The 20,373-nt window shown below is 44.8% G+C and carries 23 protein-coding genes; 8 read left to right on the top strand and 15 right to left on the bottom strand.

What is annotated here, in order from left to right:
• Positions 1-87: 87 nt before the first annotated feature.
• The 7 genes from IX95_RS07950 to norR all read right to left on the bottom strand — a co-directional run bounded on the left by IX95_RS07950 (position 88) and on the right by norR (position 7,924).
• Positions 88-1,011 (bottom strand): DMT family transporter, encoded by a 924-nt coding sequence (locus IX95_RS07950; RefSeq protein ID WP_038158465.1) that lies wholly within the window; start codon positions 1,009-1,011, stop codon positions 88-90.
• Between the two features lie 199 nt (positions 1,012-1,210).
• Positions 1,211-2,545, bottom strand: coding sequence for an MATE family efflux transporter (locus tag IX95_RS07945; protein WP_038158464.1), 1,335 nt, complete (start codon positions 2,543-2,545; stop codon positions 1,211-1,213).
• 52 nt (positions 2,546-2,597) lie between these two features.
• Entirely contained in the window at positions 2,598-4,517 is a 1,920-nt protein-coding gene (locus IX95_RS07940; protein ID WP_019275993.1) for a monovalent cation:proton antiporter-2 (CPA2) family protein, read from the bottom strand.
• Positions 4,514-5,134 (bottom strand): NAD(P)H-dependent oxidoreductase, encoded by a 621-nt coding sequence (locus IX95_RS07935; protein WP_038158463.1) that lies wholly within the window; start codon positions 5,132-5,134, stop codon positions 4,514-4,516. Before IX95_RS07935 ends, IX95_RS07940 begins: the two co-directional genes overlap by 4 nt.
• A gap of 81 nt (positions 5,135-5,215) precedes the next feature.
• Positions 5,216-5,848: an HAD family hydrolase gene (locus IX95_RS07930; protein ID WP_038158462.1), complete on the bottom strand. Its 633-nt coding sequence runs from the start codon at positions 5,846-5,848 to the stop codon at positions 5,216-5,218.
• Between the two features lie 21 nt (positions 5,849-5,869).
• Complete coding sequence (locus IX95_RS07925) at positions 5,870-6,229, bottom strand: glutaredoxin family protein (protein WP_006960445.1); 360 nt, start codon at positions 6,227-6,229, stop codon at positions 5,870-5,872.
• A gap of 105 nt (positions 6,230-6,334) precedes the next feature.
• Positions 6,335-7,924 carry a nitric oxide reductase transcriptional regulator NorR gene (gene norR / locus IX95_RS07920; RefSeq protein WP_038158461.1) on the bottom strand — a complete coding sequence of 530 codons (1,590 nt, stop codon included), beginning with the start codon at positions 7,922-7,924 and terminating at the stop codon, positions 6,335-6,337.
• Between the two features lie 244 nt (positions 7,925-8,168).
• Between norR and hmpA the strand changes: the two genes are divergently transcribed.
• A complete protein-coding gene (hmpA, locus tag IX95_RS07915) occupies positions 8,169-9,341 on the top strand; it encodes an NO-inducible flavohemoprotein (RefSeq protein WP_038158460.1) in 1,173 nt (390 codons plus the stop codon).
• Between the two features lie 38 nt (positions 9,342-9,379).
• Here hmpA and IX95_RS07910 read toward each other — a convergent pair whose 3' ends face one another.
• The 3 genes from IX95_RS07910 to IX95_RS07900 form a co-directional block, all read right to left on the bottom strand.
• Complete coding sequence (locus IX95_RS07910; protein WP_038158458.1) at positions 9,380-9,916, bottom strand: hypothetical protein; 537 nt, start codon at positions 9,914-9,916, stop codon at positions 9,380-9,382.
• Positions 9,909-10,448, bottom strand: coding sequence for a YaeQ family protein (locus IX95_RS07905; protein ID WP_038158456.1), 540 nt, complete (start codon positions 10,446-10,448; stop codon positions 9,909-9,911). Before IX95_RS07905 ends, IX95_RS07910 begins: the two co-directional genes overlap by 8 nt.
• Positions 10,449-10,522: 74 nt before the next feature.
• On the bottom strand, positions 10,523-10,732 hold the full coding sequence (locus tag IX95_RS07900) for a cold-shock protein (RefSeq protein WP_006960450.1): 210 nt from the start codon (positions 10,730-10,732) through the stop codon (positions 10,523-10,525).
• Between the two features lie 379 nt (positions 10,733-11,111).
• Between IX95_RS07900 and arfA the strand changes: the two genes are divergently transcribed.
• Entirely contained in the window at positions 11,112-11,324 is a 213-nt protein-coding gene (gene arfA, locus IX95_RS07895; protein ID WP_006960451.1) for a ribosome alternative rescue factor ArfA, read from the top strand.
• Between the two features lie 47 nt (positions 11,325-11,371).
• On the opposite strand, the gene IX95_RS07890 is transcribed toward arfA, so the two are convergent.
• Complete coding sequence (locus tag IX95_RS07890; protein ID WP_038158454.1) at positions 11,372-12,535, bottom strand: threonine/serine exporter family protein; 1,164 nt, start codon at positions 12,533-12,535, stop codon at positions 11,372-11,374.
• Positions 12,536-13,005: 470 nt separating this feature from the next.
• Between IX95_RS07890 and IX95_RS07885 the strand changes: the two genes are divergently transcribed.
• Positions 13,006-13,368, top strand: coding sequence for a hypothetical protein (locus tag IX95_RS07885; protein ID WP_006960453.1), 363 nt, complete (start codon positions 13,006-13,008; stop codon positions 13,366-13,368).
• Between the two features lie 212 nt (positions 13,369-13,580).
• Positions 13,581-14,747: a D-alanyl-D-alanine carboxypeptidase family protein gene (locus IX95_RS07880; RefSeq protein ID WP_038158452.1), complete on the top strand. Its 1,167-nt coding sequence runs from the start codon at positions 13,581-13,583 to the stop codon at positions 14,745-14,747.
• Positions 14,748-14,788: 41 nt separating this feature from the next.
• Here the strand turns inward: IX95_RS07880 and IX95_RS07875 are convergent, their stop codons facing one another.
• Positions 14,789-15,304: a cytochrome b gene (locus IX95_RS07875; protein WP_081885413.1), complete on the bottom strand. Its 516-nt coding sequence runs from the start codon at positions 15,302-15,304 to the stop codon at positions 14,789-14,791.
• 421 nt (positions 15,305-15,725) lie between these two features.
• Here IX95_RS07875 and IX95_RS07870 point away from each other — a divergent pair, with 421 nt between their 5' ends.
• From IX95_RS07870 to IX95_RS07860, 3 genes are all read left to right on the top strand, one after another.
• Positions 15,726-16,079 carry a helix-turn-helix domain-containing protein gene (locus IX95_RS07870; RefSeq protein WP_006960455.1) on the top strand — a complete coding sequence of 118 codons (354 nt, stop codon included), beginning with the start codon at positions 15,726-15,728 and terminating at the stop codon, positions 16,077-16,079.
• Between the two features lie 85 nt (positions 16,080-16,164).
• Positions 16,165-16,380, top strand: coding sequence for a DUF3820 family protein (locus IX95_RS07865; protein WP_006960456.1), 216 nt, complete (start codon positions 16,165-16,167; stop codon positions 16,378-16,380).
• Positions 16,381-16,407: 27 nt separating this feature from the next.
• Complete coding sequence (locus IX95_RS07860; RefSeq protein WP_038158447.1) at positions 16,408-16,650, top strand: hypothetical protein; 243 nt, start codon at positions 16,408-16,410, stop codon at positions 16,648-16,650.
• 301 nt (positions 16,651-16,951) lie between these two features.
• On the opposite strand, the gene IX95_RS07855 is transcribed toward IX95_RS07860, so the two are convergent.
• Entirely contained in the window at positions 16,952-17,302 is a 351-nt protein-coding gene (locus tag IX95_RS07855; protein WP_038158445.1) for a hypothetical protein, read from the bottom strand.
• Positions 17,303-17,320: 18 nt separating this feature from the next.
• Positions 17,321-17,854 (bottom strand): hypothetical protein, encoded by a 534-nt coding sequence (locus tag IX95_RS07850; protein WP_038158443.1) that lies wholly within the window; start codon positions 17,852-17,854, stop codon positions 17,321-17,323.
• A gap of 757 nt (positions 17,855-18,611) precedes the next feature.
• Between IX95_RS07850 and IX95_RS07845 the strand changes: the two genes are divergently transcribed.
• A complete protein-coding gene (locus tag IX95_RS07845) occupies positions 18,612-20,042 on the top strand; it encodes an NAD-dependent succinate-semialdehyde dehydrogenase (protein WP_038158441.1) in 1,431 nt (476 codons plus the stop codon).
• Positions 20,043-20,087: 45 nt separating this feature from the next.
• Here IX95_RS07845 and IX95_RS07840 read toward each other — a convergent pair whose 3' ends face one another.
• Positions 20,088-20,336, bottom strand: coding sequence for a hypothetical protein (locus IX95_RS07840; RefSeq protein WP_038158527.1), 249 nt, complete (start codon positions 20,334-20,336; stop codon positions 20,088-20,090).
• Positions 20,337-20,373 lie beyond the last annotated feature (37 nt).

The raw sequence follows: 20,373 nt of genomic DNA, 5'->3' as shown, positions 1-20,373 counted from the left end.
CATCTATCTATCTTGTTGTACTTCATCAAAAAAACTGAAGAAACAGCCTGTTTTATTATGCGGTGTCGTATCACTAGCTACGACGGACTAGTCGGTTTTGGGTTTATTGAGTAGGTAAACCGAAAATACGACCAAAGTCATTCCCATGGCATGCCAAACAGTAAATGCTTCCCCTAATACGAGTACTGCAGATATCGCAGTGATCGCAGGGCCAATATTACTGGTTAGGCTCAATTGAGTCGGTGTTAAGCGCGCCATCGCGGCCGCAATCAAATAGGAAGGAACAACCGTACAAAAAATACCTAATGTAACGCCGATGGTAATTAGCTCTGAGCTCCAACTGTAGATTTCTGCCTGACTTAATAGCAGGTGAATGATGATTGCGACTCCGGCACTGCCCATGCCAATGCTCGTGAACAGAGAGCTACCCATTCTTGAGATGAGCGGCTTACTCCACACAAGATAAAAGGCGAACACTAAGGCCGACATGATGGCGAGACCGCTGCCGAATAAAACAGAGCTGCCAAGGGTGTTAAAGTCATGGACAAAGATCAAAGAGATACCAATATAGCCAAGCAATGTGGTCACAATGACCCGACGGCTTGGGACCTGCCGATACAGAGCCCAACTAATGAGCACGACAAAAGTGGGGAACAAGAAAATCAGTAGTCGCTCTAATTGAGCAGAGATGAACTCCAATGAGGCGATATCCAGATAGCTGGCGATGTAGTAGCCCATGATACCGATAGCCACGGCTTTAAGACCATGTTGCTTGGCCTTGGTACGATTGTCTGGTATGCGACACAAATACACCAACATGGCCAGATAAAGCGGCAGAGAGCTGAATGCACGCAGTGCCATGATAGAAGTTGCGTCACCACCGTATTGGTAGGCGATCTTGATCAGTACAGGTTTTATGGAGAAGAGCAGACAACCCGCTAGAGCCAGCAACAGGCCAACTTGAGTGGCGCGAAAAGCAGGAGGTCGAATTGTCTGGGTGTTTTCGGTCATTAATCTCGTATCCTTTATTGAGAGTTGGGCTACGAGAAGAATTAGGCTGGCTACGTGTTCTCGTAGCCAGGCACAGGTTTACCTACCGGCTACAGGCAATGAGAAGGAGCCAAAGGTAAGTAAACGAAATTTGCATCAGAGATATTCCTTAGTGATGAAAAACCAGATTAACCAGCATAGTTAGGAAAGGCAATCAGTTTTATCGCTCAAGATTGGCTTCAATCTGCCTCAATGCTTTTTGATACATTAGCCATGCACAGATACCAGCTAATAGGTTACCAACCATAGAGCCCCAAAATAGCCCCTCTATTCCGCCAAGATGTGCACCTAGCCAAAGGCAAGGCAAAAAGAACGCAAATAAACGCAACGCTGAAATGGTTAAGGCGGTGTAGGATTTACCTAATGCATTGGCAATGGATACCATTAGCATGCAGATGCCTAGTGGTCCGAGGCTGACAGGGACAATCAATAAATGCCAGATTAAAATCTCAGTGACTTGAGATTCGCTGGTCATCAATGAAGCTAGCCAATCTGCAGACAGCCATGTAAAGGCGGCAATCAGTAGTTGAAATCCAATCACAAATTGGCTGGCAATAACCACTAGTCGACGTATATCAGTGATGTTTTTCGCCCCTAATAATCGACCAACCATTGGGGGCATAGACATCGTAAGAGCAAGCACAGAGACGATAGCAAAAAACTCGAACCTTGATCCCAATGCCCAAGCGGCGACTGCAGCAGTACCAAACCCTGCGAGTAACTTGGTTGCTAACATCGAAGACAAAGGTGGTAGCAACTGACTGATCATCGCTGGTCCCATGATATTACCAATCGACTTAACACTTTGAGTGATGTTGAGATCATGCCAGTCAAAGCTCATCCAATGTTTGCGTGTGACCTTAGGTGCAACGATTAGGATACCGATGCCAAAGGCGATAATGGTCGCGATGGCAGCGCCGTTTAGCCCGAGATCGAGAGTAAAAATGAAAATTGGATCTAGGATCAGGTTAAGTACACTGGTGACCATCATCATTGTGCCTGGCAGCATAGTATTACCATTGGCTCGGCAAACACTGTACAAGAAGTAGAGTAGAGCGCCTGTCCAAGCACTGACCAGCCAGTAAATCCAGTAGCTATCAATTACAGGAAAGAGAGTTTCGGGTGCACTGAGTAGCTGCAGGATCGGGACTCGAATGAGGTAAATAAACACAGAGATAACCGCAACACCAATTGTCCCTATGGCAATCACTAACCCGCCAAGCTGGTGGGCAAAGCGTGTGTTGTTAGCCCCAATAGCCTTGGCGATTACGGCGGTTGTTGCGATACCTAATCCGACTTGAATGCCGATGATGATCATCTGAATAGGCAAGGTAAAACCTTGTGCTGCAAGTGGCAGTACGCCAAGCTGGCCTATGAAAGCACTGTCGACCAACTGAAAGCTCATCAAAGACAGGACACCAAATAGCATTGGCCATGTCATTTTGAACAGCTGTTGACCCAGAGATGGGGAGTTTTCAATGTTTGTAGCAGTCATATCATTCAATCATTCTGTAAAAGAAAAACCGAGGCAGTGCCCCGGTCTCAACTTATTCTTCCTTGAACTCTTCAGCATAACCTTTGGGTGGCGGTGTCCAGCCTCGCTCACCACCCTCATGTTTGTCTGAGCGATCGGTATTCATCGCCAGCTTTATTTGCTCTTCGAGGTGCATAAAGAGTTTTCGGTAGTTATTATCAAATCGTTCGCCTTCAGAGTCATCTTCCCAAGCCTGATAAAGCATGTCAGATTTCTTGTCTTCAATTCGGCGATACGCAGTTCGTTGTTGCTCTACATGAAATGGGTGGTATCCCAGAGATTTCAAGGCCTGTGCTCCAAGTTCAAGCGCAGAATGGTAAGTTTCTGACTCGATAATGTCAGCGCCAGCCTGACGTAATAGGTAGCCATGGCCTCGGTCGAAGGCACGGACCAACACTTTGACCTTTGGATACGTGTGTTTGACGTACTTGGTCAGTTCAACGCTGGTCTCTGGGTTATCAATGGCTATAACCAGCATGGAAGCTTCTTCAATACCAGCGGTGTGAAGTAAATCGGGCCGAGTGGCATCACCAAAGTAAGCTTTGGTGTCGATTCGTCGCACGACATCTACCTGGGCAGCCTGATGATCAAGCACCACAGTTTTAACCCCATTAGCGACAAGTAATCGATTTACAATTTGTCCAAAGCGGCCGATGCCCGCAATGATGACTGTGCCCTTTTCTTCAATTTGATCAGCTTCGCGGTCATTCGATTCAAGTTCAAACCTTGGCAAGATGACTTTATCAAACAGGATAAATAAACCCGGAGTCAGGAACATCGACAGGGCGACCACCAGTGACAGAGTTTGAGCAATATCTTGTGGAATGACATGATTCTGCACCGTAAAACTGAGCAAGACGAAACCGAATTCGCCCGCTTGGGCTAAGCTGAGTGTAAACAGCCACTTGTTGCTGTTTTTAATACGGAATATCAGTGCTAACACGTAAAGAATAGTTGCTTTGAGTAACATTACGCCCAGTGTTAAACCGATGATAAGTGCAAAGTCGTCGAACAGGATACCAAAATTGATACCAGCACCGACGGTGATGAAGAATAGGCCTAATAACAAGCCCTTAAACGGATCGATGTTGGACTCAAGCTCGTGGCGAAATTCACTGTTTGCCAGAACCACGCCTGCAAGGAAAGTCCCGAGTGCAGGGGACAGACCAACCAAGCTCATCAGCGCCGCGATACCGACAACTAACATTAACGCCGTAGCGGTAAAAATTTCACGAAGCCCTGAACTAGCGACGAAACGAAACAGTGGACGACTTAAATAATGTCCTCCAACGACCAGGCCAATAACAGAGCCGATAATCACCAAGGCATACGCCCAACCCGGTAGACCTGCGACTAAACTGAGTTCATCGTGGTGATCGGCTGCACTGCTGACTGCCGCCTGAGCTTGTTCCACCAACTCGGGGAGTGCCAATAGTGGGATAAACGCCAGCATAGGAATGACGGCGATGTCTTGAAACAGCAATACCGAGAAGGCATTTTGTCCCCCCTCTGTTTTGTTTAGACCCTTTTCATTAAAGGTCTGTAATACAATCGCTGTTGAAGAAAGTGCGAAGATCAAACCAATCGCAAGGGCAATGGTCCATGGTTGGTCAAATAGTAAAGCGACACCCATGATGACCGCTGTAGTCCCACCGACTTGTAATCCTCCTAAGCCAAGCAAGCGATTTCTCATTGACCAGAGCATCTTTGGTTCTAACTCAAGGCCGACCAAAAACAGCATCATCACAACACCAAATTCAGCAAAATGCTGAATGGTCGTTGTTTCTTCTCCAACTAAACCTATGATTGGTCCAATGACGACGCCTGCAATTAAATAACCGAGTACAGAACCGAGCCCAAGTCGCTTTGCAATAGGAACAGCGATGACAGCGGCAATAAGATAGATAAATGCTTGTAGGAAATAACCGGTCATTGTAAACCTCCTACAATGATTTCATCCAAACAGTGGCAGAGCTTTTCGACTTTTGAAGCTTTGTTGTAATCGACTCTATCTTCAACCAATGCCGATAACAGTGCTTGCCAAGCCTCAACATGTGTTTTGATACGACCATCTTCTTTCGCGGTACGAGCACCAAACAGAGCAAATGGAGCAAGGTATTCCATACCTGTCAGCGTCGCCATTTGTTCAAGAGGTTGGAGTAATTCACGTATGGTGAAGTGGTTGTATCCTTCTGTTTGGTACGCTTCTTCTTGACCACCCGCAGTGAGAGCACAAAGAAACTTTTTACCGTGTAATGCAGTGCCATCGTGGCCATACGCAAAGCCGTACTCCAATACCAAGTCTTGCCACTCTTTTAAAATTGAAGGTGTTGAATACCAGTAAAGCGGGAACTGAAATACGATTACATCGTGGTCGAGTAAGCGTTGCTGCTCACGATCAATGTTGATGTTGTAGGTCGGGTATTCGTAATACAGATCAACCGCAGTGACCCCTTCGACTGCCTGACAGGCTTTAAACAGTGGTTGGTTAACTTCGGAGCGTCGTTGAGAGGGGTGGGCATAGAGCACTAAAACTTTATTCTTTGACATTTTCCAGTTCGCAGATCTTAGGTTTAGAACTTTATTGTTGCACACAGATCAACTTTTAACCATTGGTTACTTTTTGGTAAGTCATGAAATAGTTTCAGTTTTTTGTTGATAAAAAGTTGAGAACAAGTCCAATAGGTCGCTGAGATGATTTACAGTCAATGAGGCGTGTTGAGTAAATGTACTTGGTTTACCATGAGTCACGAGACAAGACGGCATACACGCGTTGCTTGCTGCCTGTAGGTCATAGACATAGTCACCTACGTAGAGAATTTGTTGCGGACCCAATTGCCATTCTTTTGCGAGTGCAAGAAGCGCATCTGGTGCTGGTTTAGGCGGGAAATGTTCACGACTGATTACACGCGAAATATTGAGTTGGTTATGCTCGATTTTTCGTTGTGAGGCTTGTTGGCAGTTGCGAGTAATAATAGCGGTGTGAAGGTTATGATGTGTGATGAAGTCAAGCAAGTCGTGACAGCCGGGCATCGGAGAGGAGTGATCGGCATCATCCAATTCATGTTGCAGTACCAACTGTTTTGCCCGAATAGCTGATTGAGAGCAATCCAATTCGTCAATGAAGGTGAGCAAGTCGACTTCTTTTGGACAGCCGACTTGTGTTCTTAACCAATGAAAGTCCAAGTTTGAGGTGACTAAGGTGTTATCTAAATCAAAGACAATGGCTTTGATTTTGCTGATCTCCAGAGTCACTACATTCATGGCATTTTCCTTTAGTTAGTTTTAGGCAAATTCCTGCTCTAAATAAGCAACAATATCAGAGGATTCATACATCCATTCGACCTTGCCTTCTTTCTCGATTCTTAGGCATGGCACTTTGATTTTGCCACCGCCAGCTTCGAGTTCAGAACGGTGTGCCTGATTTGTTTTGGCATCGCGCAGCTCAATATTGACTGATTGGCGCTTCATAGCACGACGAACTTTTACGCAAAATGGGCAAGCTTCGAACTGGTACAGAGCCATAGACTGGGCTTTGTCATTGACGGCTTGCTGACTCTCTGCCGAGCGTTTTACGCCTTTTGGTGAAAAGACAAAGTTAAGCAATAGAATTACGCGGCCTAAAAACCAACGGATAAACTTCATAACATTCCTTTACAATACAACAAATAGGGTGACTTTAGCGTGGGTTGTCTCACCCACTTTTTATATCGTGACTAACTAGTGTTTGCATTGTAACCAAGTTGTTCGTCAATTAGTACTTATCTTATGCTGCTTCGTAACTGTGATACCTAATCGTTTTGCTAACCGTGTCAGATTCGCTCGGTCAGTTTTAAGCTGTCTTGCTGCCTTTGCCCAGTTAAAGTCGGCATCGGTCAAGGCGAGTGTGATGATGTGTCGCTGGTACTCTTCTGTTGACTCACGAAGTCCTTTTGTCCAATCGATGAATTCTGTATGTTTAGTTGCAACGACGCTGCTTGGCGACTCTTCAACAGGCAGAGAATGGAGCTCACCGATGTCATCAATGGAGACTGTGATCAGTTTGCCGTTGTTGCCTCTCGCTCTTGCTTTCAGCGCCGCTCGGTTAATCACATGTTCTAACTCACGAACATTGCCCGGCCAGTTATAGCGCGATAAGAGGAGTTGAGCCTCTTTGCCCAGCTTGATTTGGACGATCCCAAGCTTACGTCGTGCTTGTTCGAGGAAGTAACCTGCCAGCAGAACAATATCGCCTTCGCGTTGGCGAAGTGGTGGGACGCTGATCGGATATACGCTAAGGCGATGATAAAGGTCTGAGCGAAAACGACCTTCACTGACTTCTTCTTTCAAATCACGATTGGTCGCGGCCAAAACACGAACATCAATTGTCTCCACTTTATCTTGACCAACGGGTTGAATCTCGTTGTTTTGCAATGCACGAAGAATTTTACTTTGTGCTGTCAGAGGCAGTTCACCAATTTCATCAAGAAATAGAGTGCCGCCGTCTGCTAATGCAAATTTACCGAGCCGTGACTTATCAGCTCCCGTAAACGCCCCTTTAACGTGACCAAATAGTTCACTTTCTACCAAGTTTTCAGGAATGGCTGCGCAGTTGACATATACAAGAGGCTGCTTACGGCGATTGGATAGGTGATGAAGGCTTCGAGCGACAAGCTCTTTACCTACACCAGTTTCGCCATTGATCAGAATATTGAAGTTGGATGGCGCCACGACATCGATATCGGACTTCAGCGTCGTCATTTTTTCGCTGGCACCGATGATCTCGCCCCCTTCACGCTCCCATGCATCCTCATTGAGTTCTTCGAAACGTTGTTGAGTCTGCTTAGCTTGTTGTTCTAACTGACTAACGGTCATAGCAACTTTGAGAGTTGATGCCACAATCGCCGATAGAGCGTCTAAACTGCGAGTAGGGATTTGGTCAAAGACATTGGGCGTTAGGCTGTCCAGAGTCAGAATACCAAGTAGCTTGTCAGCATAGAGTAGGGGCAGGCCCATACAAGCATGCATTGGCAAATCGCCATCGTAATCAAGCAGTAAGTTATCGAACGGATCGGGCAGTTCGCAGTCTGCGTCGAAACGCACAGCGGCTTTTGAGGCACAGATTGCGTCAAAGCGAGGATGTTCATCGACCTTAAAGCGACGACCCAGCGTATCACGCGTTAAGCCCTGAATGGCTAAGGGGACTAAGGTATCTCCTTGCAAAGAAAGCAGCGCCACACTGTCACATTGAATGGCTTTGCGAATAGCATCAAGCAGCTTGTTGAAACGATCGTGCTCATTGTGGCCTGTTGCTAGGCCGATGGTCATATCGATTAAAGTCGAGACAGAGATATCTTGCATGATGCGGTAGGGCTCCAAATGACGGTAGGTGACTCCTCACAGAACGATGTGAGCTAAAAGTAACCAGTGATAACGTGTAATTATTATATTTTAGAGTCATTTCGACATATTTCAACTGGGTCATTATGACTTTTTGATAGTGAATAATGCTCGATAATCCAAGTAATTAGGAGATGTTTAAACTTGGCATCAATCGTGCTCTTAGAAGGGAAAAAGATAATACCCATATGAGGAGAAAATAAAGATGCTCAACAACCAACATATCGAAGTCGTAAAAAGTACTATTCCTTTGCTCGAAAGTGCCGGCCCGGTTTTAACACAGCATTTTTATCAACGAATGTTTTCGCACAACCCAGAGCTTAAAGATATCTTCAATATGACGCACCAGAAAACGGGCCGTCAAAGTGTTGCTCTATTTGAAGCGGTAGCGGCTTACGCCAAGAATATTGAAAACCTTGAAGCACTGACATCAGCGGTTGAGCGTATTGCTCATAAACACACCAGCTTTAACATTCAAGCTGAACACTACCAGATTGTTGGTCATCACCTAATTGAAACGTTACGTGAATTGGCGTCAGAGGCATTTACCAAAGAAGTGGAAGAGGCATGGACAGCGGCATATCTGTTCTTGGCAAAAGTGTTTATTGATCGTGAAGGCGAGCTGTATCTTCAGCGTAAGCAAGCCATTGGTGGCTGGGAAAACGCACGTCAGTTTGTGGTTAAACAGAAGCAACCTGAATCAGAATACGTCACCAGTTTCGTTCTTGAGCCACAGGATGGTGGTGAGGTGCTGGACTACAACCCAGGCCAGTACGTTGGTGTTGAAGTTAAGCCGTCTGCAGGCGAGCACAATGAAATTCGTCAGTACTCTCTGTCTCAGAAACCTAATGGCAAAAACTACCGAATTTCTGTTAAACGTGAAGTTGGGGAACACAATGGGTTGGTATCTAATTTCATGCATGACGAAGTAAATGAAGGCGATACAGTTCATTTATATGCACCGGCAGGTGATTTCTACTATCAAGAAAAAGACGCGCCAGTGGTTCTGATTTCTGCCGGCGTTGGCGCGACGCCAATCCAGTCGATGCTGCAAACATTGGCTGCGGCTGATAAAAAAGACGTCTCGTACCTTTACGCTTGTAATAGCGCTGATCAACATACCTTCAAGAGTGAAACAGAACAGCTGATTTCACAGCGCGGTTGGCAGCAGTTTACATGGTACTTAAACGATCAGGCTCATTTCGAAGGACAGATGAACCTGTCTTTAGTGGAACGCGAGTTACCGTTAAGCAGTGCTGACTTTTATCTTTGTGGGCCGGTCGCGTTTATGGAAGCGGTGGTTAAGCAGTTAGAAGGATTGGGTGTGACAAGAGATCGAATTCACTACGAAGTGTTTGGACCTCATACCTATCTTTAAGATTGATAAAGGGCTTCCCATTGGGAAGCCCTTTTTAATCAACCGAAGGTGCGTTTGAACCAACTCCAAATAGGGTTGCTTCGTTGCGTTACTGGGGAATTGTCGCTTCCCAAGTAGTAGCTCGCGAGATACTGTGTCCGGATGGCATTTACATCTAGACCAGAAAGGTCGTTTTGTAGATTAGCGGTTGTTTCAGCGTGGTCATTAGCCAGGCTGAAATCCATTTTCAGATAACCCTGAATATAGAGCCAGACATGTGTTACCAGAGTTAGCATTTGATAACCTTGATACTCGAATCGCTTGGCATTTTGCTCACCAAGGTTATCGTGTAATGCTTTCCACATGGCTTGAACCGCTTCTCGGTTGGTTTCAACACGAGACAGGCACTCAATATGCGCTTTCGTCATGATGCCGAGTAAATGGGATTCATCGGCGCTATTGGGTTTATTCTGTTTTACTTTGTCAAATAAGGCTGATTGTTGCTGCAAAAACTGCTGCCACAGTTTGGGATGCTCCTTTACGACGTCCAGCGACTCTGCGCCAATAGCTATGAATGCCTGTTCCAGATCAGTCATTAGATTGTAGAGTCTCGATCTGAACTTCAAATGAGCCTTTGTCACAGTCAATGAACAAGCTGCTGCCAGTAATCATGATGGACAGATCCATTCCGCGTTCAACTACTTCGGACAAAGCATCAATACCTTCTGCACTGAGTCGGTAAATATTAGCGTCATATTGGTGAGATTTGTTTTTGGTTTGCGCCCACCAGACGTCAGATTTGCTGGTAAAGGTGAAGATGTCGACTCTCTTTGCTAAGCGAGTGGCTTTCTTAATGCGATCAAGGGAAGGTTCACCAATTTCAATCCAGTGTAGGATCGTATCATCAAGTGCTTTGATCCAGAGGTCCGGTTCTTCAATCGAAGATAGGCCTTTAGTGAATGTAAGTTCCGGTTGATATTGAATACAGTAAGCCAGAATACGCGCCATCATCCGCGGAATGGTTTCTGATGGGTGCTGCGCGATAGTCAGTTGCGGAGAATCGTAGACGTCACGGTTTGTGTCCGAGAGCGAAATTCGAAACTTATAGATAGTGGGTTTGAGTGCCATAGTCGTTTACTACACATAAAAAAATAGCCAGCTTGAAGCTGGCTATTGTAAAACTTTATCTAGCTAGTTGAAAATTAAACTAGTTTGATGTTTTCAGCTTGTGGGCCTTTTTGACCTTGAGATACAGTGAACTCAACTTTTTGACCTTCAACTAGAGTACGGAAACCGTCGCCAGTGATTGCAGAGAAGTGAGCGAAAACGTCAGGGCCGTTTTCTTGTTGGATGAAACCGAAACCTTTAGTTTCGTTGAACCATTTAACTGTACCAGTAACAGTGTTAGACATAATGTATATCCTTGATAAATCTTGTAAAAGCCATGACGGCAACGATAGCGTGGAAAAGGAGATTGCTATTGCGCACGACGTTACGGAAGAAATACAAGAAATCCAACGAAACGGCGGAATAAAAACAAGAACCGTTTTCTAGCTGCCGTCTAGTCTAAAGCTAAGTGGCACTAAGTCAATAAAATTCATATGATACTTTTTCGTTACCATGCTCTTTTCATTCGAAATTTGCGCTAGGTAGAGTTTCGGAAATATTACTGATTGGGCTATAGATAGTGTAACATTCGTTTGTATGGTGATTTATTCTGTCAAATATGGGTTTGGTGAGTGATTTATCACCAAGTACTAGTCGTTTGTAAAATCAAAGCAGGACAAAATTATGGGCAAGAGTGCCAGAAAAAAACTTAAGCACGCCGCTTCTCTTCAAGCTAATTTGGAAGTTGGAAGAGGTGAAATACAAGACAATGCGTTAAAAGCCATCGTTACCAGCCAACTGTTTAAAACGCGGGTAGAGAAGTCGAAAAAGGGTAAAGGGAGTTTTTCTCGTAAGCTAAAACATAAGGGCAAAGAGCCCTATTCAAAAGCCGCTTAAACAGCAACTTTCGAATAGGGCTCTTTTCTTTTATCTATTGAGTGCGACTATCGCTCGATTCGCGGTGAGTAAATGGAATAAGCCGTAACCTGACCAGCAACAATCGCTGAGAACATAAACAGTGCTGAGAGACCAATACTTGGAATGGGCAAGATAGACTGTTCAAATACAGATTGCCCAGCACTGACCAAAACTCGACTACCTGGTACCAAGATGATGATGCCCTGGACGATATAGATAGACCCTGTGAGATCCATCTTCTTCGCCACCCAAGTGCCGTAGAGCGTGATCAGCACGGTGGTAATCCAAGTTCCCACAACCCAACCACTTTCGAAACCTAGGTAAAACGGTCCCCACATGCCCAGTACCGCTACAGGCAAACCGAGCAAAATGTCTTTAGGTCTGGCATTGAATATCACACCAAGAGATACGGATATTAGAAACAGCCCTGAGATGTGGAGCCAAGTGGGTATCTCGTTGACGTAAGAAGTGATATCCGGCTGCCCCCAGATTGCTTCTCCGATGTTCAAACCCATCATAATGCCGACAAACAGTTTAATCAGGGTGAGAAAGCTTTGACCCAGCAGGCTGGTCCCTGAAACCAAATCGTTAAACGCTAGACATTCGAGCGAGTTAGCTATCGATAAGCCGGGAACAAATAAGACGATAGCGGCGATACACAGCGCCCAGACTGGTAGATCGGCGCTGGTACTGGCGAAAAAGGCAACCAGAATGCCGGTGACCAGTGCAGCGACAAACTCTACGGCGATGGAGCGCCTCGCTTTACAGATTTGTTGAGCGCCCCATGCGAGAAAACCGAGAAAGATCGAAATATAGACAGCCTCTAGCGTACTACCAACCAACATAAGGTACGCAGGTGGAATGCCCATATTCGCAAGTGCAGTGACCCATTTAGGGTAGCCTACAGGTTCTGGAACGGGCTCCTTACTAGGTTGGTTAATTCGAATAATGGTATTCGCCAGTAAGCTGAGGTTAATCGAAGCGGGCTGATGGCGCTTCATAACCACGGCATTGTTGTCGTCAGGAAACTGATAGTTAACGGTTGTTGGAGTCGCTTGAATCATGACATCGACGCCATGTTTTCGAGCATAAAACTGAGTGTATTTTTCTAATTTGTAGGGCGCGCAGCCACTACGATGCAAGGTGTCACCGATCTCAACGATCTTTTTGATTCTGTACTCTGAAGGCATGGTATGTAGTACGAAATATCGAATGCGCGCAAAGGTAACAAAGCCATATGTTCTATTCGAGCGCAAATCTACTGAACAGTGGCTAGAGTCACACTCTTTTTGATATTCCCAATGATAGGGATGCTTAAAAGTGAAAACTTAGATTGTAACAACGTATTTGGGCTCGAAATGTCTGGTTTAAAATGCATCAGATCACAAAATTGCCAACGATTATAGATGTAAATGTTGTTACTTAAATGTAACTGTATATTTCACTTTTGGCGGGTTTAATGGGTTTTGAGCTTGAGTTGTAAGGAACCTTACCTATTGTTTTTTTAACCATTACTTTACATATGTTACAGGGGTATTTGACGGACAAAAAATGTACCAATTTAGGGGTTGAATTTCGGAGGGAAATGGCGAAAATATGTGCAAAATGAGTTTGCAAAAATGAAAGGAAGCTTTTTCCAAGTTTAAAAAGCGAGGCAATGATGAAACTATTTCTGATAATAATGGCGTCAATCTCAGCAGGTGTGCTATCCGCTGAACACCTTCATTCTTTCATGTTAGGTCTTTCGATTTCTGCATTGGCCGTTGGCAGCTGCTACTGGTTTGCATTCCGAACGACTCGTTTTCCTCAGCTAGCTTTGTTGCTTCTGATTTGTGGCATGCTATCTAAGCTGACTATCACCGTGATAGGAGTGAGTTGGAGTATGTCGGAAGAGCTGATTACTTCTCCATTAGTATTCGCACTGTCATACCTATTCTTCTCTTTGGTGGTGACTTACTTGTGGTTTAGCTACCGAGACAGCATTACGCCAAAACCGAAGAAGGTTCAGGAAGCTCAAGCTTAGTCGCTCAGAGAATCAAGATTGATAAAGCCAGTGTTATGAACACTGGCTTTTTTGTACTAATCTACCCATATATGGAGTCGAACTCTCATTATTTAATAAAACTTTCCAATAAGCGTAACGATTGATTACAAAGCGAATAAATATCATTGTTGTTTGTTTATACTCGAACTAATCATAAAAACTCCGATTGTGACTAGAGTTGGTAACGTCCCATGAAAAAAACGTTTCTCCTAAAAGCAGCACTTTTCTCCTCTATCGCTGCGACATTCAATGCCATTGCGGCACCTACTATTATCCCTGAGCCTCCGACATTAGGGGCAAAAGGCTATGTCTTGATTGACTACAACACTGGCCAAGTGTTGGTTGAAAAGAATGCGAACACCAAGCTTAATCCGGCCAGTTTAACCAAACTGATGACGGCTTATGTGGCAGGGCAGGAAGTTAAAGCGGGCAACATTACTTTGGATGATCAGGTTGTGATCAGCAAAAACGCTTGGGCAAAGAACTTCCCTGATTCGTCAAAGATGTTTATCGAAGTCGGCACTACGGTACCTCTGATGGATCTTTATCGTGGTCTTATCGTGCAATCAGGTAACGATGCGAGTGTCGCGATTGCAGAATACGTTGCTGGCAGCGAAGGGGCCTTTGTTAACTTAATGAACTCCTGGGCTGAAAAGCTCGGCCTAGAAAACACCGCCTATACCAATCCACACGGCTTGGATAGCAATGGCCTTTATTCAACCCCTATGGATATTGCGAAACTGGGCCAAGCCATTATTCGTGATTTGCCTGATATCTATCCTCTCTATAGCGAGACGTCTTATACCTACAACGGCATTACTCAGTACAACCGAAATGGTTTGCTACGAGATCGCAGCATGAACGTTGATGGTATGAAGACAGGTTACACCAGCGGAGCAGGGTACAGCTTGACCACATCCGCAACCAGTGGGGACATGCGTTTGATCGCCGTGGTGATGGGTGCAAGCAGCACTAAGAGTCGAGAATCTGAAAGTAAGCAGTTACTTAGCTATGGTTTCCGATTCTTCGAAACGGTGTCACCTACCAAAGCTGGCGATACTGTGACTGAAGCAAAAGTCTGGATGGGTGAGCAGGATCAGTTAAGTGTGGGTGTCAATGAAGATATCTACATGACACTACCAAAAGGTAATGCGGCCAAATTGACGGCTGAAGTCGAATTTGACCGCGAATTGGTGGCTCCTATCACTGAGGGAGAAAAAGTCGGCACCATCATATACAGCGTGGAAGGTGACGAGGTCGCGACGGCAGATCTAATCGCTCAGGCTGATATCGATGAAGGCAGTCTTTTCAAACAGCTGATCGATTGGTTCAAACGTCTGATTTCTAGCTGGTTCTAACAGATAAGCGGATGCCTTGTGCATCCGCTTTTGTCTGTACTCTAAAGCATCAATTTAAGGACATTGTGTTTCCTAATAAGATGATGGTGAGCCACTGCGAGAATATGAAGTATCACCAGTGAAGCAAGCACCAGGCAAGATAAACGGTGAACTTGAAAGAAAAACGAACTTATTTCTACTTCTTGAATTAGATTGCTAATTTCTACTATCCAGAAAAAATAATACGGGCTTTGTAGCATCAGAAATCCGGAAATAAATACCCAAGACATCATGAAATACATCAGCGAATGAATGAGTTTAGCAATACTCTTTTGCCAATGAGCAATGTTGTCGTCAACCTCTAGGCTTGGCCTAAAATACTTCCACACCCAACGTGCCAAAAACACGGGAGCAGCAACTGTGGCAAGCGACATGTTTAATGTCGACAAGAAGTGAAACATAGGAGAATCCTGGGTTGTAAGGTGCATCCCATATCCTGCCATCGTTGTGTACACAATGATGATTGCCATAAACCAATGAAACGTTTTGGTGACTCTGTCATGACTTACTCCGCTCATGTTCATACCTTCCCTTTCATATTCACACTAGACAGAATCAAGCCAACATAATAAGTGCTTAATAAAAGTTATCAGATGATTCTGCTGTTATTTTATTTTGCTAATTAAGTGAGAATCTAGCGGAAGGAGAGTTATATTCATCATTTATCCCTGTTTTTGGAAAGGATATCCCGAATAAAAATAACGGTTGCAAGTGAGTTTATAAAACTATTGTTTGATTTATTAATAGTCATTTATTTGGAAGATATGAGCCGTCGAAATGTTACATATAGTAAATGGATTTGTATGTCATCATTGCACCGCATTAGAGACTGCCGTTAGCGAGCAAACCAAACTCTTAACTAACGTTAACTCATTGCTGACATCTCTGTGAATGAAAAGGCGCAGAATCCATCGCACTAAGCGATACAAGGATTCACCCATGGAATTTACTGAGAAGGATAGAGAGGCGTTATACAATACGTGGATGTCTCAAAAGTCTAAAATGCGTCTCACGCAAATGGAGTTTGCGAAAAAGTTAGGGATCAGTCAGCTAAGCTTCTCGCAACTCTTACGCGGAGAAGAGCCTTTGACGATGTCGTTCATTAGCCACTTTTGCCGATTACTTCATCTCGATGCGAAACTGGTCTTTCCTTCACTTAAGCAAGCTAATGATATGGGCCCTAAGGTGGTTTATCTTCAAAGCCGTATGAGTGTTGACGGGGAAATCCAGAACGCTTACATCGAAGGCAATCAAATTGTGGTCGAATACGCGCACACCGTGAATCAAGCGTAATGTGAGACTACGGTAGCGTCGCCTCTGTCTGGCATTAAATTTCAGTGGTACTCTAGGCATAGAGTTCATCCTGAATAGTAAAATCATGCTGGAAAAAGAAAATCTCATTAAGTTAGCACGCGTCCAGATGCCGTTTGGCAAATATGCTGGACGCGTTTTGATCGATCTCCCCGAAGAATATCTACTGTGGTTTGATAAGAAGGGCTTTCCTAATGGGGAGCTCGGCGACCTCCTCAAGCTATGCCTTGCGCTAAAAATCGAAGGATTAGATAGCGTCGTTAAGCCTTTAAAGCGAATGTAACCCTAGAAATTAGACAAAAGACTGACTATGAATTTTGATATCGAAGCATTGAGACACCACCAACTGGTCGAAGATGGCCAACTTGAGGGGTGTTACATTCATCAACCTGCTGAAGGCAGCCAGCAAGATGATAAAGCCGTTTTGGCAGAGCGCCAAGCGTTAGAAAAGATGGGCTACAAAGTAGTACAGGTTCAAGCGAAAGGTAAAACAACAACCTTTGCCGAGGCGATGCAAAAGTTTGCGAAGAAGAGTGGTCATCAGCCCAAGTAATCGGCGAATGTAACCTACCGCAGCACCCTTAACCTCTACCAAGATAAATCCTGTTTCTATTCAAAAGAGTCAGACCGTTAGGCTGACTCTTTTCGTCTCATACCAGTAGTTGTAGTGGACTGAGAATATAATCCCGTGGTCGGACATTCTTTGGCCCAGATTAAATACGAATAAGCAATATGACGGGCCCATAATCCGCGAGGAAGGCCCACTTTAACTTAGATTAAAATTGGAAGCCCAGCTTCCTGGCAATCCCTTCGCTCGCGTAACCATGCTTTGTTTCCATACTGATGTATCCTATCTATTTTCCCCAAAGGTGCTTCTGTAATTCAGCAACCTCATTCAGCATATCAACCTTTAGTGGATTTGGTGAGTTTTTGGTCGAACCTATATGTATATCTATAGTATTAGTTTCTAAACGTTTAATGAGCTTTGGTGACAGGTAAGGCCTTAAGCTTGTGTACCATGAAAGCCCCGTTATTTTAGGAACATTTTCAGGCATGAAATCGAACTTCTCTATTTCTTTGTTCCACTTGTCGATCAACTCCCTCTGCTCCCTTCTGACTATTCGTTTTTCGTCAAACTTCCACTTAAGCCAGTGAGTAAACATCCCTGCGATGTACGCTACTAAAGTAATAAAGACCTCAATCATAAGGAGACTTCCTTTTTGTTACTTCACTATATCTTCTTCTTGATGACCGTCGATGAATTCCTGCAACAGCTTAAGTAGATATTCAGAGCTTAAGTCTAAAGTGTGTTCCACATTAGGGGCGACATACTCCAGTGATGAGTTGCAGCCATTACACACCACACGAACAACGCTTAACATTTCTTCAACGGAGGAGTTTTTAAATGATGTGTCATTAAGTAAGGCCCCGATCACTTCTATGAGCTGATCAAGTTCTGACACAGTACGTTTGGTTTCGGGGTTGAGCCCTTTACCTTGAGAATAAATGAACCGAACCTTTCCAAAAGAAATATTGTCCAAGCTATCAGGAATGTAAGCTGGTTTAGACCCAAGCACACAGCAATTCAATATGCTATTTTTCTCATCAGACATAGTGACTGATGCTAGCAATTCCTCACCAGTGATGGTTTCTAGGCGGACTTCATCCCACACGCGAGGTATATTTACTCTACACTCTGTACCTTTAGTTGATGTGGTTAGTAGTTGCTCTTTGAACAGTAATGAGTGTTTGGACATATTTTTACTCCTACTTCTGCTTTCCTCTAATCTTCAAGTTGGCCGTGACAACTTTCCCGACCTTCGCTCATAAATGCGAGCAAGATATAGTCTGGGCAAGCTCCTTCGGCTTCCATTTCTGTAACATCTTCGGCTGAATATCCACGAATATTCCATCGCTACTTGTAAAATTGTTCAGTTTTAAGGTCAGTCACTTTGTTCAATAAAAGTTCACTTAACCCGTCTACATAAACAAAGCTCAATCGTACTGGCTTTGCAAACTCATTGCTTATGATTAACAGTCGGTAATGCGTTTGGTTAAAGTGCTCTTACTTCTGAGATAAAGTGATCCGACTATTTATGTTTGCGAGCTAATTCGGAAATATAGTAGGTCCATCCAACCTCATTTATTACGCGCCTGACATATTGTTTATTCGCATTTAATCAGGCCTAAGAAGGGCTGATTATGATCGGGGCCGTTGGATTCTGTTTACTGAAGAAAATTAAACATCGCTTTACAGCAAAAGTCCCAAAGTAAGCTCTTTGCTTTGGTTTGATAAAAACGCAGACCAATTAGTGAACTGGGTCATCGACCTCAACTCTGTTTCGCTTTGAACATTGAAGACCTAGATAGTGTTGTTAAACTCCTCAAACGTATGTAATTCTAGAGGCACACAAACCATGGGCTTTATTTCCTAGTGTGAGCAGTTTTTCATCGTCAGAAATTCACCAGTATTCACAGCCCAACCCTCAATAGGCGAAGAACAAGGTAATCACAATGCAGCAAATAGGTAATCAGAGTTTAGTGTCTTTTATGGTGTCGGATCAGGACAGAAGTGTCGCGGTTTACAACCCCGCGACGCAAGAGCTACTGGGTTATGCACCGGTTTCCACTCAAGAGGAAATCGAACAGGGAATTGTTCGGGCTCATAATGCTCAGAAAGAGTGGGCCAAGCTAACAGGCAAGCAGCGAGCTGTCATCCTCCAAGGTTGGTTTCGATTACTGGTTGAAAACCAAGATGACCTCAGTCGTTTAATGACTCTAGAGCAAGGCAAGCCACTAGCGGAAGCGAAAGGTGAAGTACTCTATGGTGCGAGCTTTGTTGAGTGGTTTGCTGAAGAAGCAAAACGCACTTATGGTGAAACCATTCCAGCGCCAACGCCGGACAAGCGTATGGTGACTATTAAGCAGCCAGTGGGTGTCGCGAGCGCGATTACGCCGTGGAACTTTCCGATAGCGATGATTACTCGCAAAGCCGCTCCCGCGCTTGCAGCAGGTTGTAGCTTTGTGGTGAAACCCGCTGAACTGACACCGCTGTCTGCGTTTGCGGTAGTAGAACTGGCCTATCAGGCGGGTATTCCTCGCGATGTTTTGCAAGTGGTTGTAGGGGAGAGTGCACCAGAAGTTGGAACGCTGTTTACCTCGCATCCATTGATTCGCAAACTGTCTTTTACTGGTTCAACTCGCGTCGGTAGTCTCTTGATGCAGCAGAGTGCCCACGATATTAAGCGCACTTCAATGGAGTTGGGCGGTAATGCCCCGTTCATCGTATTTGATGATGCAGATATAGACGCTGCTGTTGCAGGAGCCGTGGCTTCTAAGTTCCGCAATGCAGGCCAGACGTGCGTGTGTGCCAATCGCTTCTACGTTCATCGCAATGTATACGATGAATTTGTGGCTAAATTTGATGAAGCGGTAAAACAGCTCAAGCTTGGTAACGGCTTGGAAGAAGGCGTCAATATTGGGCCTGTCATTAGCCAAGTCGCCAAAGAGGGTATCGAGCGTTTGATTGATGGGGCGATTGAACAAGGAGCGCAGCCTGTTTCACCTATAGTGCCTCAATCTGGACAGTTTATTGCTCCGGTTATCCTGAAGAACGTGACTCAAGAAATGGATATTGTCTCCAAAGAGATTTTTGGCCCTGTGGCGCCAGTCCTGGCGTTCGAGAGCGACGAAGAGTTGATTGAGATGGCCAACGACACTATCTATGGTCTGGCCGCTTATTTCTACAGTGATAACATTCGTCGTATCTGGAAGGTGGCTGAAGCGCTTGAATACGGAATGGTTGGGATTAATGATGGGATTATCTCATCAGAAGTCGCGCCTTTTGGTGGCGTTAAACAATCCGGTATTGGCCGCGAAGGGGCCAAGCAAGGTATTGATGAGTATATGGATGTGAAATACCTTTGCTTTGGCGGCCTGAGTTAACTGCTTACACACCTGAATTAAAATAGCCCGCAATTGCGGGCTATTTTAATGGCTTCTCTTCGGTCCGTTGCGGACTAAATCCTGACCTGTCTTGAAGATTTCGTCGGTAACCCAGCGAGCTAGCAGCAGTTGGTGATTATCATCCAGCACTGCCACAAAGTGGCGGCCATCAGCGTTGTTTGTCGCAAGTGCGATACCCGCAACGCCTTCCAAACCAAAACTGCCGCTTTCTACAGCGAGGAGAAAAGCTTCAAGCTCTTCCAGATTATCAATGATGCGATCATCGCTAAACATAATTTCTTCTCTCTCGTCACATTGAATTTCAATGCGA

This window comes from Vibrio sp. B183 (genome assembly GCF_000740665.1).
GTDB classification, from domain to species: domain Bacteria; phylum Pseudomonadota; class Gammaproteobacteria; order Enterobacterales; family Vibrionaceae; genus Vibrio; species Vibrio coralliilyticus.
Note: the sequence above shows the minus strand (reverse complement) of the source record. Positions and strands in the feature narration are given on the sequence as shown.